Genomic DNA, 19,112 nt, shown 5'->3' with positions numbered 1-19,112 from the left:
CTTTAAAGATTTTCTTCAACAATTTTAACAATATTTGCTACATTAAATCCAAAATGCTCAAAAAGCATTTCTCCTTTGCCACTTGCACCAAAATTTTGCATACCTACAACAATATCAGCTAAAGCATACCACTCTAATCCCCTACTTGCCTCAATAGCAACTACCAAACCTTGAAGCAATGAATCTTTATAATTCTTATCTTGCTGGATAAACAAATCATAACAAGGCACACTAACCACTTGAACATCAATGCCATTTTCTTCTAGCTTCTCTGCACTTTTTAGGGCTAATGCCACTTCACTGCCGGTTGCTAGAAGTGTAACTTGTGCTTCTTTTTTGGAAGGCTTTTTGATATAAGCACCTTTTTTAACCTGCTCTTTGGCAATGGGCGATAAAACAGGAAGATTCTGACGACTAAGCACAAACGCACAAGGACCTTCTATTTCAAAAGCAGTTTGCCAACAGGCTACATTTTCATTAGCATCGCTTGGACGAAAAACATTTAAGTTAGGCATTGCTCTAAAATGGCTCAATTGCTCTATTGGTTGATGTGTCGCCCCATCTTCACCAACTCCGATACTATCGTGCGTCCAAATATAAAAAACTTTGTTTTTCATCAATGAAGCTACACGGACACTTGGAGAGAGATAGTCACTAAAAACAAAGAAAGTTGCACAAAATGGCAAAAATAGCCCATAATTTGCAAGACCATTTGAAATTGCCCCCATTGCATGCTCTCTAATTCCAAAATGAAAATTTCTACCTTTTGGAAAATCTCCCATACCTTTTAACTCTGTATTGTTAGAAGGTGCTAAATCCGCACTCCCGCCGATAAACCCATACAACGCTTTTGCAATAGCATTCAAAATCTCTCCATTGCTAGAACGCGTTGCAATGCTTTTGGTTTCATCAAAAATAGGGTATTCAATCTTAGAAAAATTGGGATTTAGCATTTCTCTCAAAATATCTTTTTTGTCACTCTTTTCTAAAGTTTTTTCCCACTCTTTATTAGCCAACTCTCCTAATTCTTGAGTATTTTTAAACCGAATCTTTGCAGATTCTGGAATAAAAAACTTTTCATCAGGATTAAAGCCCAAAGCCTTTTTAGATTCTGCGATTTCTGTTTCACCAAGCGGAGAACCATGGGATTTGTGCGAACCGCTTAAATGCAATGAACCTTTAGCAATCGTTGTTTTTGCAATAATAAGCACAGGTTTTTTAGAGGTTTTAGCTTGAGTTAGTGCAGCATCAATTTGCATAAAATTATGCCCATCAATTTGCAACACCTCCCAACCTTGAGATTCAAAACGCAATTGCATATTTTCACTCAAGGCAACCTCACATTCTCCCTCAATAGTAATATTATTAGAATCATAAATCACAACCAAATTATCTAATTTATGATGTCCAGCAAGCGAACAAGATTCATAAGAAATTCCCTCTTCTAAATCCCCATCCCCGCACAAACAATAAACTTTGTGAGTGATTAAATCACCAAGCATATTTTGTGCAAGCTTTCCTGCCATTGCAAAGCCAACAGCATTAGCAATTCCTTGCCCCAAAGGACCTGTGGTAATTTCAATTCCGGGAGTATGCTTATACTCGGGGTGTCCCGGCGTTTTGGAGCCAAACTGCCTAAAGGACTTTAAATCTTCTAAGCTAACATCAAATCCCCACAAATGCAACAAACTATACACTAATGCACTTGCATGCCCTCCGCTAAAGACTAATCTATCGCGATTAATCCAATTTGGATTCTTAGGATTTATCTTCAAATGGTAGCCCAAAACAACCGCAATATCTGCTAATCCCATTGGCGCACCGGGGTGTCCGCTATTTGCAGCTTGCACCATATCTGCACACAAAAATCTTAAAGAATCCGCCATTAATTGATATTCATTGATTTCGTTTTTGTCCAACATATTTTCTCTTATCCTTTATTGTTCTAGTAGTTTGATTCTTCCTTTGCAGGTTTTGCAATTAAAAATAACATTTTCTTTTTGTATTTTATTGTGCAATTCCAAAGGCACCAAATGCACCTTACCTTGACAATTACAAGTATATTGAACTTTGGATTCTTCTACAATATTTTTGACTTTGGTTTCTTGTGGGGTAATTTGACAAGTGCTTCTGCGAAATTTCTCAATTTGCATATCCTCTCTTATAATATGCTCCAAAAGCCATTTTTTGGCAATAACAGCTAATTGCTCTTTCAAATCATCGACATTGCGAATCTGCATAACAGCACTTGTCATATCTCTAATAATCTCACGATGCCTCTCTTTGTGCTGAATCAAACGCGGATAATAGATAGATTCCATATAGGCTTCTTCATCTTTAAAATGCTCTTGCGTATAGTTTAATAATTCCCTAAGAATAGTGATAATTTCTTCTTTTGTGGCTTTTTTGTTAGTTAGTGCGTAAGCTCTTCCAGCAATTTCAAATAATTTTTTATGTTGCTCATCAATTGCTTCATTATGGACGCTCAACTCTTTGCTCCAAGATGGCAGCATCTGCTATCCTCCCCCCTAACTTTGACATTTTAATCTTTAGAGTGATTTTACTATAAAATTTCTTAAACCATAAAAATTTTAAAAATGTTTGTAAAAATTTTATGGAATGGGGGAGAAAACTTCCCTAAAGATTATTGAAAACTACTCAACTTATCAGAGAGTTTGCTAGAGCCTTCAAGGACACTCACTGAAATTGCATTCACTTCATTAGAAAGCACTTTAATATGGTTAGAAATATCACTCACGACATTTAGTTTTTCATCTAAAAGTGCCATTTTTTCCTTGGCTTCAATATTTTTTTCTGCCATATTTTGAGTAGATTTAATGCCAATTCTCAATCTCTCCATTGTATCAACCACTTCATTTTGCAACTCATTTGCAACTTCATTAGTTTCGCTCATTGAATCATGCACTATTTTCATTCCCTCAATATTATCGCGAATTTGTTGTGCAATGAGTGAAACAGTAGCATTGATTTCAGCAAGAGATTTTGTGGTTTTTTCTGCAAGTTTTCTTACCTCATCTGCAACCACAGCAAATCCTCTACCATGCTCCCCTGCTCTTGCTGCTTCAATAGCTGCATTAAGTGAAAGAAGATTAGTTTGATCAGCAATATCTTTGATACTCTCTGTAATGCTAGTAATATTATCTGCACTGCTAGAGAGATTGCCCATATTATCCATAATAATATTTTCTTGTTCATTCCCCTGTTCAATAAGTTTTGCTAATTCCTTAAGCGTTTCTTCTGCTTTTAGCATAACCTTTTGCATTTTATTCATATCTTCAATGGTATTTTGTGCTAAAACCCCATTAGCTGAAATATGCTCATCTAATGCTAAACCAATTTTTCTCAAAGTAGAAATTTGCTCATCTTGTATATCGGAATTTTTTTGTAGAATCGTTGCATTTTCTTTTAATTGCTGTGAGTTATTTAGACTTGCTTTTGCATTTTCAGTTGCTTCTAAAATAGAATTTTCAACCACTGCAATGAAGGAATTAATATAATTTGCACTTTTGGATAATTCACTCTTTGCATCAATCACTAGACGCGATTTCAAATTTGCCTCTTTAGAAGCTAAATTTTTAGTTAATTTCTCTAAAAGCGAAATAGGGATAATCACTTTTTTGAGCGTCAAGAAAATGAAGAATAAAAGCACAAGCAATGTAGCACCAAACACACCATAAGCAATATAAAGTCTATCTTGACTTTCTTTTGCAATTTGGGCTTGAACTACTTTATTAGCCAAAATCAATTCTTTTTGAAGTGTTTGATCTTTGTATATTTCAGAATTCTTTTGCATCAAAGCAGCTTGAGCCAACATCATTTTATAATGCTTAATAAAAAGCATAACATTTTGATCATTCAAAGATGAAAAGGCTTCTAACTTTGCAATAGCGGCATTAAGCTCCTTAAGATTCTCACTCTCAAGGATATTATCTGTGGCTAATTTGGCTAATATAGAATTAGTAAGCTTAACAATAGAGGTATAACTTGAATTATTCTCTGCAAGTTGTGCGATTTCTTGATGGAGCACATAAAGAAAAGTTTTGGAATTAAAAGCGATAGAATTAGCACGCTTGAATTTATCTAATTGATTTTGCTTTGCTTTAAAAATTTCTGCAATTTTTGATGTGTCCAAACCTTGATTTGTTAGAAATTGCAATTCTTGCGCAAACTCCCTAGAATCTCTCACGCTTTCATCATAATTCATAAAATCAAAATAATTCTTAAATACATTGTCAATTCTTAAATCCAAATATTCTAATCTCTTTAAAGCATCGGTAATTTGCGTGTTTTTCTCAACATTAGCATGAGTATTAAAAATAATAAAAAGCAAAAGCAACATAAAAATAAGGACAAAAGCCGATAAACTAATAAATTGATAAAGGAATGAAAAAGTTTTTTTATTGGAGCTTGTCATTGTATTCTCCTGTAAGACTCTCTAAAAATGCTGTAATATCTTGCACTGTATCATTATTGAGGAATTTTCCTAATTGATAAAATGCCATTAATTGAACTGCAACTTCTAAAGTCTCTACGCTACCATCATGAAAATAAGGGGCAGTTTTAGCAATATTTCGCAAAGATGGGACTTTAAAGACTAACTTATCTTCTTCTTCTTTTGTTACTCCATATCTACCGGGATTTCCAGTCGCAGCATAAGGCTCAAAGATACCTATTTTTTGATACATATTACCGCCGATGTTTTGACCTTGATGGCATGCGATGCAACCATTTGAACGAAATGCTTGAAAACCTCTCTTTGCAGCTGGAGATATAGCATTTTCATCTCCCTTTAACCATCTATCAAAAGGTGAATTTGGCGTAATTAATGTTTTTTCAAACTCCGCAATCGCATCTGTAATATTCTCAAAAGTAATCTCCCCATAAATTTCTTTAAAGGATTCTACATATTCCAAATTACCTTTCACAGCCTCGATAACTTCATCTTCTGTCATACCATGTTCTACTGGATTCAACAAAGGACCGCCTGCTTACTCCTGCAAATCTTTGGCTCTACCATCCCAAAATTGCACAAAATTAAAAACTGCATTGAAACTAGTTGGGGAATTAGTCGCACCATTTGTAGCACCTCCAACGCCAAATGAAAAGCGTTCATTATCCACACCATAGCCGGTAAGATGATGACAGGAATTGCAAGAAATAGTTTTATCTTTTGAGAGATTAGTATCCATATATAGCATTTTGCCAAGTCTAGCTTTTTGCTCATCAAAAGGTAAAGAATCTGGAATAGGCTCTATACCAATTTCAACAAAATCTGCGGCTTTCATATTTATCAATAGACACAAAAGCATCAAAATGATTCTCATTATAGTTTCCTTATTTATAATTAACTAAAAATAAGTGCGGATTTTATTATAAAAAAGTTAAATGTTTCTTTATATATTATAAATTTATATTATTAATAATTAATATTTATTTTTAAGAAACTCTTGATACATTTGGTTGAGTTTTTCAAGGTTTTTGAGTGAATTTTCAGAATAAACCACTTCACTTTCTAATAATTCTAAGCGTTTTTGCAAATATGTAAAAAGCTGCAATTGAATATCTGGAATCTTGTTTAAATCATTGCTTTTGCCCTTGATGATTGTCCTTGCTGGGATACCAACGGCAGTAGAATTTGGCGGAACAGAAGCAATTACAACAGAATTTGCTCCGATTTTAGAATTTGCCCCAATAGTGATATTGCCCAAAATTTTTGCTCCTGCTCCGATGATGACATTATCTTCTATGGTTGGATGGCGTTTGGTTTTCTCCAAGCTCACTCCGCCCAAACTCACACCTTGATAAATTGTTACTTCATTGCCAACTTCTGCAGTCTCCCCAATCACAACTCCAATCCCGCGGATAATAGATAGATTCCATATAGGCTTCTTCATCTTTAAAATGCTCTTGCGTATAGTTTAATAATTCCCTAAGAATAGTGATAATTTCTTCTTTTGTGGCTTTTTTGTTAGTTAGTGCGTAAGCTCTTCCAGCAATTTCAAATAATTTTTTATGTTGCTCATCAATGGCATCATTATGAACACTTAATTCTTTGCTCCAAGATGGTAGCATTAGTCCTCCTCTTTCCTAACTTATTTATTTTGACTACCTCACTAAAAACCCTGAAAACATTAAATATTATATACTTTAAAAACAAAAAAGGAAACTAAAAACTGCTTAAAAAAATATTTTTGATACTTTATATTAAATAATAAATTTTATTATTTAATATTATTTTTATTTTATATAAGATATTATTTCCTTGTTAATAAATTTTATTTAAAGGATAGGTAATCTTTATGAAAAAACTTACAAATGACTTTGGAAATATAGTAGCAGACAATCAAAATTCACTTTCTGCTGGACCAAAAGGACCTTTACTATTACAAGACTATATCCTACTTGAAAAACTTGCTCATCAAAATAGAGAAAGGATACCTGAAAGAGTAGTGCATGCCAAAGGAAGCGGTGCTTATGGAGAATTAAAAATCACAGCTGATATTTCACAATTTACTAAGGCTAAAGTTTTGCAAAAAGGAGAAGTTACTCCACTTTTCTTGAGATTTTCAACTGTAGCTGGAGAATCCGGTGCAGCTGATGCAGAAAGAGATGTAAGAGGTTTTGCAATTAAGTTTTACACCAAAGAAGGCAATTGGGATTTAGTTGGAAACAACACGCCAACTTTCTTTATAAGAGATCCTTACAAATTTCCTGATTTTATCCACACCCAAAAAAGAGATCCAAGAACAAATTTAAGAAACGCAAATGCAGCCTGGGATTTTTGGACATTATGTCCTGAAGCCTTACACCAAATTACAATTTTAATGAGTGATAGGGGAATTCCAGCAAGTTATCGACATATGCACGGCTTTGGAAGCCATACTTATAGTCTCATCAACGATAAAGGAGAAAGGTTTTGGGTAAAATTCCATTTTAAAACTCAACAAGGCATTAAAAATTTAACCAACAAAGAAGCTGAAGAAATTATTGCCAAAGATAGAGAATCTCACCAAAGAGATTTATATAATAGTATCGAAAAAGGGGATTTCCCTAAATGGACATTCCAAGTGCAGATTTTGCCTGAAAATGAAGTGGATAAATTAGGATTCAATCCCTTTGATTTGACAAAAGTATGGCCCCATAGCATCGTGCCTTTGATGGATATTGGAGAAATGATTCTTAATAAAAATCCACAAAATTACTTTAACGAAGTAGAACAAGCCGCCTTTAGCCCAAGCAATATCGTGCCTGGAATTGGCTTTAGTCCTGATAAAATGCTCCAAGGCAGAATCTTTAGCTATCCTGATGCGCACCGATATAGAGTAGGAACTAACTATCATCTCTTGCCTATTAATAGAACAAGAAGTGAGGTTAATACCTATAATGTTGCTGGAGCTATGAATTTTGATGAGTATAAAAACAAATCAGCTTACTATGAACCAAATAGCTATGATGATAGCCCAAAAGAAGATAAAAATTATTTGGAACCAGATTTGAATTTAGAAGCTGCAGCACAACGATATGCGCCATTGGATAATGATTTTTACACCCAACCAAAAGCCCTATTTGACATAATGAATGATTCTCAAAAAGAACAACTCTTTAATAATATTGCCTCATCAATGGAAGGTGTTGAACAAAAAATCATAGACAAAGCTCTAATGCATTTTGAAAAAATTAGCAAAGAATATGCGGAGGGTGTTAAAAAAGCGTTGAGTAAATAACTTTTAGAGTGAGAATTCTCACTCTAAAATCATAGCTATTAAAAATCAATTTTTAGATTGACTAATAGATAAACAAGGATAAAATGATGAATGAAATTTCTTTAGAAGAAGAAAAACGATTTGGAGAGCTTTGCAATATGGCTTTTAATTTTGCTAGAAATAATGAATTTGAAAATCTAAGGATTATGATAGAAGCTGGATTAAATGTTAATCTAAAAACACATAGAGGTGATACTCTACTTATGTTAGCAGCTTATAATAATTCTTTAGAAACTGCTAAAATGTTGCTTGAAAAAGGCGCTAAAGTGGATGAAAAAAATGATAGAGGACAAACCCCATTAGCTGGAGTTTGCTTTAAAGGATATCTGGATATGGCAAAATTATTAGTAAGCAATGGTGCAAATATTGATGAAAATAATGGCTTAGGAATGACTCCTTTTTCTTTTGCTATTATGTTTGGGCGTAAAGATGTCGCAAGATACCTTATGATACACTCCAAGCAAAGCCTCTTTAAAAAAATAAGTTTTTTAATTTTAAATCTTTTAAAAAAATAATCATTTTATTCTCTTCTTGACTTTAGAAATTCATAATATATAAGATTGAGTTTTTCTATACTTGCTTGCAATTCTTCAGAATGAGGAATTTGCGATTCTAATAATTCTAAACGTTTTTGCAAATATGTAAAAAGCTGCAATTGAATATCTGGAATCTTATTTAAATCATTACTTTTACCCTTTACTACAACCTTTGCAGGAATCCCAACGGCTGTAGAATTTGGTGGCACAGAAGTAATCACAACAGAATTTGCTCCAATTTTAGAATTTGCTCCAATAGTGATATTGCCCAAAATTTTTGCTCCCGCTCCGATGATGACATTATCTTCTATGGTTGGATGGCGTTTGGTTTTCTCCAAGCTCACTCCGCCCAAACTCACACCTTGATAAATTGTTACTTCATTGCCAACTTCTGCAGTCTCCCCAATCACAACTCCAATCCCATGGTCAATAAAAACTCTATGCCCGATTTTACAAGCTGGGTGAATATCGATATTTGTAATCCATTGCGTGAATCCCATTAAGATTCTTGCTAAAACCCTAAAACCTTTTAAGTGCAACTTGTGTGCTATTCGATAATGCACCAAAGCAATCAAGCCCGGATAATTAAAGAATAATTCAATTTTAGAATTAATGGCTGGATCTTTTTGCGAAATAACGCCAAAATCCTCTTTAATCGTCCCAAAAAGGCTATTAGCGTAACTCAAATTAAACTTCCCCTTGACTTTTGAAGACTGTGCGTAAATAGCCATTTTCACTTAACATCACATAAAGTTGCCCCAAAACCTCCTTTTTCTCATCTTGAGGAATCTCTTCACTCTCATCAAGCTTCTGTTTTAGTCGCCTTTCAATCTCTTTGGTATCAAAATCCAAATCATCCAATACATCTAAAATTGTTTGTGCTTCTAAAAGATTCTCAATCTCAAAACTCCCCTCTTCTTGATTAAAAACAACACTCAATTCAGTTGGGTGCGTAAATAAATTATGACGCATTCCCAAAACCTCTTGGTATGCACCAACCAAAAAGAATCCCAAAAAGTATTCTTCACTATTCACATCAATATCATGCAAAAACAAAGGATAATTTTTATCAAATGCAATTTCACCATCACTATCACAAGTAATATCCCATAAACTCGCACTTCTTGTAGGTCTTTTATTTAATCTATCAAGAGGAATGACAGGAAAATTCTGTTTTAATCCCCAATAATCTGGCAAACTCTGAAAAAAGCTACAATTTAGCAAATATCGCTCTTGCACCTGCTCTTGAATCCGAATAATATCACTATGATTTTTATGCTTTAAAATCTTAATCACTTTTTTAATAATTAAATGCACCAAAACTTCTGTATTACTTCTATCTTGCAAATCAATATAACCCAAATCAAAAAGCGTCAAAAGCGATTCCATATGCTCTAAGCTATCATGCAAATATTCAATAGCTGAACGCTCATCAATGGTGTTATACAAATCCAAAAGCTCCTCCACAAGCGGCGGATTTTTTTCCTTTAAATGCAACGCCTTTTCATCATATTCTTGTGAAAACAATTCCAAAACAGGACTAATCAAAACCGCATGATTTGCAGAAACATAACGCCCTGATTCAATAAAAATATTTGGCTCTGGCTCTTTTTTGTTTTTGGCAATTTCTTTGAGGGTAAAAATAACATTGCCGCTAAATTCTCCCAAGGTATAATTGCGATTTTGATGAGCTTCATGCTGCGTGTATTCGACTGCCAAACCACCACCAATATTGACATTATTGAGATTCTTTGCACCCATTTTACGCAACTCTGCATAAATATTTCCTGCTTCTCTTAATGCCTTTTTAAGCGGTGCAATATCGCTAATTTGGCTGCCAATATGAAAATGAATCATTGTAAATTTATCCAAAAGCTTGTTTTTCTTAAGCAAATAAATCGCCTCTACAAGCTCTGTTGCAGTTAAACCAAACTTAGAATTAATCCCGCCACTCTTTGCCCAGATTCCAACGCCTGTGCTATGAAGACGGATTCGCAATCCGATATTTGGATAAGGTTTGCCCATAGACTTTGAAACTTCTATAATCGTTTCTAATTCATTTAAACCTTCAATGGTTAGAGTAATATCATGCCCCATTTTTGCAGCAATAAATCCCAAAGAAATCATTTCTTTATCTTTAAAGCCATTTACCGTAATGGGGGCATTTTCATTAGTATAAGCCATAGCAATGATAAGCTCTGATTTACTTCCAGCTTCTAGCCCATAGCAACGATTCTGCGTTTGCTCCATAAGAGGCAAAATAAAATTAGGAAAATGATTGACTTTGATAGGAAAAACTGCTTTGAATTTGCCTTTATAATGATATTCTTTAATCGAATTTTCAAAATGAGAAAAAATCTTTTCAACCTGCTTTTTAATCAAATGCGGAAAACGAACAAGCAAAGGACCGCGATAACCTTCTTCTCGCACTTGCTTGACTATATCAATCAAAGCAGGTTTGTTGCAAAAATTAACCTTAACCTTGCCATCTTCGATGATAAAATCATCATTTGCCCAATAATTAATACCATAATCAACCATTTTATACCTTTTGTTTAAGGATTAAAATAAGAAAAATTGTAGCATAAGTCTATAAAAATTTGCAGTAATTAATGCGGAAGTTTTTAAAAACTTCCAAAAGAGAGATTAAGCAAGAATATCTAATGCACTTTGCATCATTGAATCTGCAGTTTGAATTGTTTGTGCATTTGCCTCCACACCATTTTGTGCATTCATAGTATTTACCGTGCTTTGTGCAATATCTGTATTAGAAGTCTCCAAAGTCGCGCTACGCATATTTGCATCAATCCCGCTTTGAGCATTTGAAAATGCATCATACCCATAATAAGTGCTACCTGAAATAGGATTCATATGATCCTCCTTATTTATAAATTCTAGTTATATTATACTATGAATCCAAAAAAGATTCCTTAAAAATTTTCATTTTATAATTTTTCATTGATAATAACTTCTCATTTTATCATCTATGGATGCCAAAAGGCTATAAAATGCCGGCACAATAAGCAAGCTAAGAATCATAGAAACCAGCAATCCCCCTATCATCGCAATTCCCATAGGGGATTTTATCCCACTGCCTGCTCCCCCTGCTAATGCCAAAGGCAACATTCCAAAAATCATTGCAATAGTTGTCATCAAAATGGGGCGTAGCCGAGATTCTCCAGCCTCTAAAATAGCCTTTTTTAGTTCTATCCCCTCTTGCCTTTTTGCATTAGCCACATCAATAATCAATGTAGCATTTTTGCCTACTAGTCCCATCAAAAGCATTAGTCCCATAATGCTAAAAAGACTTAGAGATTCACCACTTAAAAACAATGCCAAAAAAGCCCCTGTAAAACTCAAAGGCAATGCAACCATAATAATAAAAGGCTGTATTAAAGATTCATAGAGTGCTGCTAAAATAAAATAAATCAACACAAATGCCATTATCATCGCAGTAACAAAAGCCGCATTCGTTTCTTGCATATATTTAGCATAACCTTCTATTTTATAATGCACACTTTCACCAAGCCAAGAATCTCGATTGCTTTCCAAAAGATTCGTAGCCTCGCCCAAGCTTACGCCATTTGTCAAATTAGCATATACCATTACGCTTTTTTGCCTGTCATAATGCCTAATAGAAGTTACAGCATCAATCTCTTTTATCTCAACCATTCCTTCTAAAAATACATTTTCGCCCCTTGCATTACGCAATGTAAGCTTCTTTAAATCCTCAATACTTCTTCTTTGTGGCGTCAATAAAACAATATCATACTCTCTTCCATTTTCCCTATAATACGAGATTTCTTGCATTCCGCTAAAAGCACTATTAATAGCAAGAGCGATTTCTTGAGCACTCAATCCATATTGATTTGCTAATGCTCGATTAATGCTTAACCTAAGTTGCGGGGTTGGTGGTTTAATGTTGGTATGAATATCTCGGAATTTTCCGCTTTGTTCCATAAAGTCTATGATTCTCTCCACGCTCTTTTGCAATGCACCATTATCCAACGCATAAAGTGCTAATTGCAAAGGCGAGTCATCTTCTCCCAAACTAATTTGTGGAATCTCAATCAATGCAATCTCTAAACCAAATTTCTCCGCATAAGGTTTATAAACCTCTCTCAAAAATTCTATAATTTCTTGCAAACTCCTCTCTCTTTTATCATAAGGGGATAATCTCACATATATCTTACCTTCATACACTTTTTGTTCAGAAGTATAGCCAATATTCAGCAAACTATACTCCACTTCACTTTCTTGATTTAACCTCTCTTGAATCGCTAATGTTTGGTATTGCATTTCTTCCAATGAGATTCCGGGTTTGGCTGTAAGTTTAATATCAAATTCCGCCTTATCCTCAGAGGGCAAAAATTCTACCCCAAGACGCATAACAAGCAACAAAGAAGCAACAAAAATACCCAAAATAGAAATAACAACAAAAACTCTATGGGCTAATACCCACTCCAAAATACGCACATAAAAAGATTCTAAACCCTTAAAATATTTTTCTGTTTGCAGGTAAAAATTACTTTGTTTTCTTTGAACGATTCTAGAGCTTAGCATCGGAATGAAGGTAATTGCCACAAAATAAGAAATAATAATCGAAGCAGCAAGTGTCAATCCAAATGATACGAAGAATCTCCCTGTAATTCCACTCATATTTGCAATCGGAATAAACACAGATAAAAGCATTGCAGAAATTGCAATGAGTGCAAAACCAATCTCTTGCACCCCCATTAATGCAGCCTCTCTCATTGAGATTCCCATTTCAAGTTTTTTATAAATATTTTCAATCACCACAATAGCATCATCAATAATAATCCCAATAGCTAGGGTAATAGCAATCATTGTAGCAAGATTCAAAGTCATACCAAAAATATACATAAAAGCAAAAGCCCCCATAATAGAAGCTGGGATACTAAGGCTAGAAACCAAAGTAATCGAAACATTCCGCAAAAAGAAAAACACCACAAAAACAGCCAAAAATGCACCCAAAATCAAATCAAATTCCACTGCATCAATCGTATCTTGAATATAAGTTGTCGTATCGCGTAAAAGTGTAAGATGATATTTTGGGCTAATTTGCTCCAAATAAGGCATAATTTCCTTAATAGCTTTTGTGATTTCTATTTCATTTGCACCAGTAATCTTTTGAATCTCTAATAAAATTCCTCCGCTTTGAATATCTTTAGAATGCAAATAAGAAAAACTTCTCTGCTCTTGCATAGTATCTTCAATCACGGCAATATCGCTCAATTTAACACCTTTGGCTATCAGCAAATCCCCTAATTCTTGTATATTTTCTGCATCTGCTTTGGTTAGGATTGTCCATTCTTGTTTAGAATCTATAATCCTTCCGCCATCGATTTCTATATTTTGTGCTTTTATGGCTTGAGCGACATCTAAATAACTAAGATTGTATTTACTCAGCATAGTAGGATTAGGCAAGATTCGTATTTCCCTCTCTAAAAACCCTACCAAATTTACCTTTCCAACCCCAGCAATTCTTTGCAATAATGGTTTAATATTCAAATCCGTGTGTGTATTTAACTCCAAAAGCTCTTTGGTATTAGATATTGGAGTTTTAGAGGATACAAAAAGAGAAATTATAGGAGTTCCGCCTACATCAAATTTTTCAATAATGGGAGATTTTACTTCACTCCCAAAACTAATTGTAGAAACCTTATCTCTAACATCATTTGCAGCAATTTCAATAGACTTTTCTAATTCAAACTCCGCTACCACCACACTGACATTTTGACTGCTTGTAGAAGTGATTTTCTTTAACGCATCAATCCCACTAATAGCTTCTTCAATCTTTTCTGTCACTTTGCTTTCGACAATTTCTGGATTTGCCCCCGGATAAAAAGTAGTAATGGTAATAATTGGAATATCAACATTAGGATACAAAGATACACTTAACCGCTTCAAAGCATCTATTCCAAAAAACACTAATGCCAAAACAAACATCAAAGTGGCAATGGGGCGAGAAATTGCAATTTTAGACATTATTCCCTCACAATCAAGCCATCTCCAAAGATTCCAGAAGGTAAATCAATATTTTCAAAAACCGCTTCTGCCTTTGCTTTTTTGGTATCCTTATCAATACTTGGATAAATCTTTGTCAAAACAAGAGGGATTTTTTGTTCTTGATTTTGAATCTTATACAAAAACTTATCCCCCACTTTTACCTGATTAAAATACTGCGAATCAAACTCAATAATTGCCTTTTTTTGCTTAGATTCTAGCACAAAAAGCCTACTTGAAATCGCCCCCACCCCATCACCAACCTCGACAAATTTATCTACAATCACTCCATTAAAAGGGGCATACAAAATCGTTTTATCCAAAAGCTCTTTTTGTAATTGATAATGAGCCTTAGCTTTTTTAAGCCCAAAAACACTAGATTGATATTGAGTTTGGATTTTTTCAAAAGTATTTTTATCAATAACATTTTGAGAATGCTTATAGCGTTGATATTGTGCCTCCAAAAATGAATGTTCTGCTTTGGCACTCTCTAAAGTCGCTAAAGCAATCTTTACATTTTCTTGCAAATCTTTTGCTTTCAATTCTAAAAGCTTTTGACCCTTTTTGACATTGTCTCCAATTTCTACAAAAACAGATTCTACCACTCCACTACTTGCAAGGCTCAAAGTCGCACTTTGCACTGCTTTGATACTAAAAGTAGCATAGATTCCCTCCCCAAAAAGAGAAACACCAAAAATACACAAAGCCATTAGGCTTTTAGCTATCTTTCTCACAAAAACTCCTCCAAATTCTCTCCATTATTGTATAAAAATTCTGCTTTTTTAATCTCATATTCAAAAAGAGATTCATCATAAAAGGACTGAGCCTCAAAAAAAGTCGTCAATGCCCCCAAATATTGCGTGTAATCAATGAGTTGCGCATTAAATTTATCTTTGGCATAGGCATAAGCAATGGATGCGGAAGTCAGGGCAGAATCTGCCCATTTGATTTTTTCTTTTGCTGTGTTTAGGGCATTTTTTGCGATAATTTGTTCGCGTCTTTGAGAATCTTTTTGATAAGAGTATTCAAAATTTGCCGCCAAAGCTTGTAAATGTGCGGCTTCCTTAGCCCTATATGTAGCAAAAGTATCAAACAAAGTCAAAGATATGCTAATCCCAAAAATATTTTGATATTTAGGGTTATCTATAGAAAAGGGAAAGGGGAGCGTTGGGATATTCCTATCATGGTATTCATAGTGCATATAACGATTACTTAAGGCAATAGTTGGTAAATAAGAATGTTGCATAGGCACACTCTCCAAACTCTTTACATAATGAAATTGTGCCTGCAAATCCGCCCTATCTTTTGGCTTGGTTTGCAAATCTATTTCTTTTATTTTGGTGTATTCTTCCAAACTAGGATTTTCTATCCCGCTTAATAAGCTTAGTTGCTCTTTATAAGATTCTAAAGCAAGTTCTATATTTTCTATTTGATAAGAATTTTGTGCATATTGTGCTTTGATAGCTTCTAGGGTATCTTGGGTTGCAAGCCCTGAATGATAAAGCGTTTCATATTTTGTAATACTTTGTTGTAATTCCTCTTGCTGCCTCAAAACCGCTTTTTTTCGCGACTGCAAACTAAGAGCACCAAAATACTTTTGAATAACTTGCAAAATCAATTGTTGTTGGGTGCTTTGTATTGCAAATTCAGAGGACTTGATTCTATCATTTTGTGCTTTTAGTTTTCCCTCTCTTTTTAATCCATCAAACAAAAGCCAAGTTGCCTCCACAAAGGGACCATTAACATTTGCAGGATAAAAAATATCTGGATTATGTGTATTTTGATAAGCATATCCCACTTCCACTTTGGGAAGATAAAGGGCATAAAGCCCCTTTTTTTCTTCGTGTAAAGATTGTTTTTGATAAATTTTGGCATTTAAAAGAGGGTTGTTTTTGATATTTTCAACCAAAAACTTCAAACTCTCTGCATAACCACTCAATGCAAAACAGCACAAAAACAATAAAATTCTTATGCCTCTTCTCATTTTTTCTCCAAGTAATTTTTATTATTTTCTCAAAAATGAACTTAAAAAGACAACTATAACTTCTCAAGTGAGTTTAAAGATTCTACCAACATTTCAAATTCAATCCAATAAAAACAATGGGTAAAAACATCTTTGTAACATTTCACATAAAATAAATAATATTCATTATTATTTTTATTTATTTTTAAACAAATAGTAAATAGAATTCAATCTTATTATTATTTTTATTATCAAAAGGATTTTAGAATGAAAGTCAAAAAGAACATTAGCTATGTTTCTGTAGCTCTATCTTTAATGTGGAGTGGAATCTATGCCAACGCAACCGAACAATACCTGCTTGATACTTCTGTCGTGAGTGCCAGCGGTTTTGCTCAAGATGTCAAGGACGCTCCTGCTAGTATTTCAGTGATTACCAAAGAAGAGTTAGAGAGCCGCCCAGTGCAAGATATTGCTGATGCAATTAGCGATATTCCCGGCGTAAATATTACAAAAGGCAAAACAGGAACTTATGATTTTACCATTCGTGGGTTTGGGACAGGATACACACTTGTGCTTGTTGATGGCAAGCGTCAAAATACTGTTAATGGATTCCACGAAAACGGATTTAGCGGAGTAGATAATAGCTATTTACCACCTATTTCAATGATTGAAAGAATCGAGGTTATCAAAGGACCTGCTTCTACACTTTATGGTGGCGATGCAATCGGTGGGGTTGTCAATATCATCACAAAGAAAAATCCAGATAAATTCACCGGTTCAATATCTATTGAAACTCAAGCCCAACAACACTATAATCTTTATGGACATGGGAGAGGCGTTACAGGCTACATGGCTTTTCCACTAATCAAAGATAAGCTCTCTCTTGCTTTAAGAGGAAAATATTATGGCAAAGACCATAGTAACCTAAAATGGCCAGACAAAACCCTAACTAATCAATATGCAAGCCATAGCCCCGGGGAATACAAAATTGGCAATGTAGGTGCAAGACTCAATTGGAAAATCAATGATCAAAACAATCTTTACTTAGATGGCGAACACTATTATCAATACTCCGATACAATGAATACAAGTGGAAGACAAGTGCGTTCTACTTCCTCATATAATCGCGATGGGCTTATTTTAAACCATGATGGCTACTACACTTGGGGGACAACAAACACTTATGCCCAATACCAATACACCGACCAAACAAGCAAATCAGGCACACCAGTAGCTAATGAAAGCACTGTTTATGTGGTGGAGAGTAAAGCTGTGATGCCCTTTGACTTCAACACTCTAGGAAGCGTGATGCTAACAACAGGAGCACAATACCAATGGGAAGGATTCAGAAACGATAGTGGCACAGCAGCAACCAATATCCATATGGGGCAAACTTTAGACCAAAATATTATCGCCCCTTATGCAGAAGCTGAATACTCTATCACAGAGAATCTAATCCTAACAGGAGGTTTGCGTTATACTTATAGCGATTTATTTGAAGGGGAATTTATCCCTAGAGGCTATTTAGTCTATCACCTAACAGACTGGGTTACCCTAAAAGGCGGTGTTGCAAAAGGTTACAAAACACCTCAAGCAAAACAACTAGGCGATGGAGTATATCGTGTAGATGGTGGGGATATTCATGGGAATTCCAAACTCAATCCCGAAACAAGCACCAACTACGAAATAGGAGCAATTTTTGATGTTTGGGATTATGGAAATCTTAGCATTACTGCTTTCCAAACGGATTTTAAAAACTCCATAGACCAAGATCCTTATGCCGATGGAGAATCTATGCCCAATGGACAAATTTGTAGTGGAGGGGCTGATGGTTGTAAGCTTGTCGTAAATCGAGGAAAAGATAGAGCAAGGGGCGTTGAAGTAGGAATGGATACAGCCACTTGGAATGGATTTAGCGCTAATGTATCTTATACTTATATGGAAAAACACGACAAATCTGGAGATTACACAAATCCATGGGGAGGAACTCGCTATACCAATCTCCCACGCCATATCGCAGTTGTCAAACTCAACTACACTAAGGGCAAATTTAGCTCATTCTTAAAAGCCACTGGGCGTTATGATACTCTAGCACAAAGCAAAGGTGGTCGTGCAAGTGCGATTCCGGGTATGATGAAATATAAAGATTTCTATATTTTGGACTTAGGATTTAGCTACAAAATGACAAAAAGCTCTACAATTAACTTTGTAATCAACAACTTATTAGATAAAGATTTCTTTGAACCTTACCGTTATGAAGGTAGCAGAGGCACAAGCTATGCAAACAGATTCCAAGACTACACTGAGGGCAGAAACTTCTGGATTAACTACAAACTAGATTTTTAAGGCTATCATTGCTAAAGTCTTTTGACTTTGGCATCAATCTTCTTAAATTTAAAAATTTCATTCACTACAAAAGCTAGATTCAATCTAGCTTTCTCCTTGATTTGCCCTATTTTGCAAACACATTTTAAAACTTAGCATTTGCCAAGCCCTAGCTATTTTGTAGATTCTACCCATTCAAACCAACACTTGCCAAACCCAAAATGAAAATTCACAAAAAATAAAATCTCTACAAACTAGCATTAGCAGGCTTTTTGCACTGCTTGAAATTATTAAACAATCCAAAATGCCAAATTCCACCTGTCTTTTAGCATATTTATCTCTATTTCCCTATTTTCAACTCCCCACACTATCAAGCATAATCCAAAGCCACATACACCTTTTCATTGCGATAATTTTGGGATAAACGCATTGTTTTGCCCCCTTTTGGTTGATTAAAACTGCTCAAATTAATTTTAA

At 34.6% G+C, this 19,112-nt stretch carries 13 protein-coding genes and 2 pseudogenes; 3 read left to right on the top strand and 12 right to left on the bottom strand.

The features are described 5' to 3' along the window. Positions 1–2: 2 nt before the first annotated feature. From tkt to EL247_RS00940, 6 genes and pseudogenes are all read right to left on the bottom strand, one after another. On the bottom strand, positions 3–1,922 hold the full coding sequence (gene tkt, locus EL247_RS00965; protein ID WP_104745467.1) for a transketolase: 1,920 nt from the start codon (positions 1,920–1,922) through the stop codon (positions 3–5). 15 nt (positions 1,923–1,937) lie between these two features. Further along, entirely contained in the window at positions 1,938–2,513 is a 576-nt protein-coding gene (locus EL247_RS00960; RefSeq protein ID WP_005021972.1) for a bacteriohemerythrin, read from the bottom strand. 131 nt (positions 2,514–2,644) lie between these two features. Continuing rightward, a complete protein-coding gene (locus EL247_RS00955; RefSeq protein WP_126441918.1) occupies positions 2,645–4,435 on the bottom strand; it encodes a methyl-accepting chemotaxis protein in 1,791 nt (596 codons plus the stop codon). Next, a pseudogene (locus tag EL247_RS00950) lies at positions 4,419–5,345 on the bottom strand (cytochrome-c peroxidase). The gene EL247_RS00955 and the pseudogene EL247_RS00950 overlap by 17 nt, the downstream one beginning before the upstream one ends. Positions 5,346–5,444: 99 nt before the next feature. Continuing rightward, positions 5,445–5,888: pseudogene (locus EL247_RS00945) on the bottom strand (serine O-acetyltransferase); the annotation flags it as partial. Further along, positions 5,836–6,093, bottom strand: a complete 258-nt coding sequence (locus EL247_RS00940; protein ID WP_065828731.1) for a bacteriohemerythrin — start codon at positions 6,091–6,093, stop codon at positions 5,836–5,838. The pseudogene EL247_RS00945 and the gene EL247_RS00940, both read right to left, overlap by 53 nt. A gap of 227 nt (positions 6,094–6,320) precedes the next feature. On the opposite strand from EL247_RS00940, the gene EL247_RS00935 reads away from it, so the two are divergent. Next, positions 6,321–7,745, top strand: a complete 1,425-nt coding sequence (locus tag EL247_RS00935; protein ID WP_126441917.1) for a catalase — start codon at positions 6,321–6,323, stop codon at positions 7,743–7,745. Between the two features lie 86 nt (positions 7,746–7,831). Continuing rightward, positions 7,832–8,299: an ankyrin repeat domain-containing protein gene (locus EL247_RS00930; RefSeq protein ID WP_005021968.1), complete on the top strand. Its 468-nt coding sequence runs from the start codon at positions 7,832–7,834 to the stop codon at positions 8,297–8,299. A gap of 5 nt (positions 8,300–8,304) precedes the next feature. Here the strand turns inward: EL247_RS00930 and cysE are convergent, their stop codons facing one another. From cysE to EL247_RS00900, 6 genes are all read right to left on the bottom strand, one after another. Continuing rightward, the gene (gene cysE, locus EL247_RS00925) at positions 8,305–9,006 is read right to left on the bottom strand and encodes a serine O-acetyltransferase (protein ID WP_104745465.1); all 702 of its coding nucleotides are present in this window, start codon (positions 9,004–9,006) and stop codon (positions 8,305–8,307) included. 1 nt (position 9,007) lies between these two features. Then, a complete protein-coding gene (gene speA, locus EL247_RS00920; protein ID WP_005021966.1) occupies positions 9,008–10,861 on the bottom strand; it encodes an arginine decarboxylase in 1,854 nt (617 codons plus the stop codon). 105 nt (positions 10,862–10,966) lie between these two features. Next, positions 10,967–11,191, bottom strand: a complete 225-nt coding sequence (locus EL247_RS00915) for a flagellar basal body rod C-terminal domain-containing protein (protein ID WP_054198107.1) — start codon at positions 11,189–11,191, stop codon at positions 10,967–10,969. 84 nt (positions 11,192–11,275) lie between these two features. Next, a complete protein-coding gene (locus EL247_RS00910) occupies positions 11,276–14,329 on the bottom strand; it encodes an efflux RND transporter permease subunit (protein ID WP_126441916.1) in 3,054 nt (1,017 codons plus the stop codon). Then, the gene (locus EL247_RS00905; protein ID WP_054198105.1) at positions 14,329–15,081 is read right to left on the bottom strand and encodes an efflux RND transporter periplasmic adaptor subunit; all 753 of its coding nucleotides are present in this window, start codon (positions 15,079–15,081) and stop codon (positions 14,329–14,331) included. The genes EL247_RS00910 and EL247_RS00905 overlap by 1 nt, the downstream gene beginning before the upstream one ends. Next, positions 15,078–16,331 (bottom strand): TolC family protein, encoded by a 1,254-nt coding sequence (locus EL247_RS00900; protein WP_065831086.1) that lies wholly within the window; start codon positions 16,329–16,331, stop codon positions 15,078–15,080. The genes EL247_RS00905 and EL247_RS00900 overlap by 4 nt, the downstream gene beginning before the upstream one ends. A gap of 246 nt (positions 16,332–16,577) precedes the next feature. Here EL247_RS00900 and EL247_RS00895 point away from each other — a divergent pair, with 246 nt between their 5' ends. Continuing rightward, positions 16,578–18,656, top strand: a complete 2,079-nt coding sequence (locus tag EL247_RS00895; protein ID WP_104745462.1) for a TonB-dependent receptor domain-containing protein — start codon at positions 16,578–16,580, stop codon at positions 18,654–18,656. Positions 18,657–19,112 lie beyond the last annotated feature (456 nt).

Source organism: Helicobacter pullorum (genome assembly GCF_900638355.1).
Taxonomy (GTDB): domain Bacteria; phylum Campylobacterota; class Campylobacteria; order Campylobacterales; family Helicobacteraceae; genus Helicobacter_D; species Helicobacter_D pullorum.
Note: the sequence above shows the minus strand (reverse complement) of the source record. Positions and strands in the feature narration are given on the sequence as shown.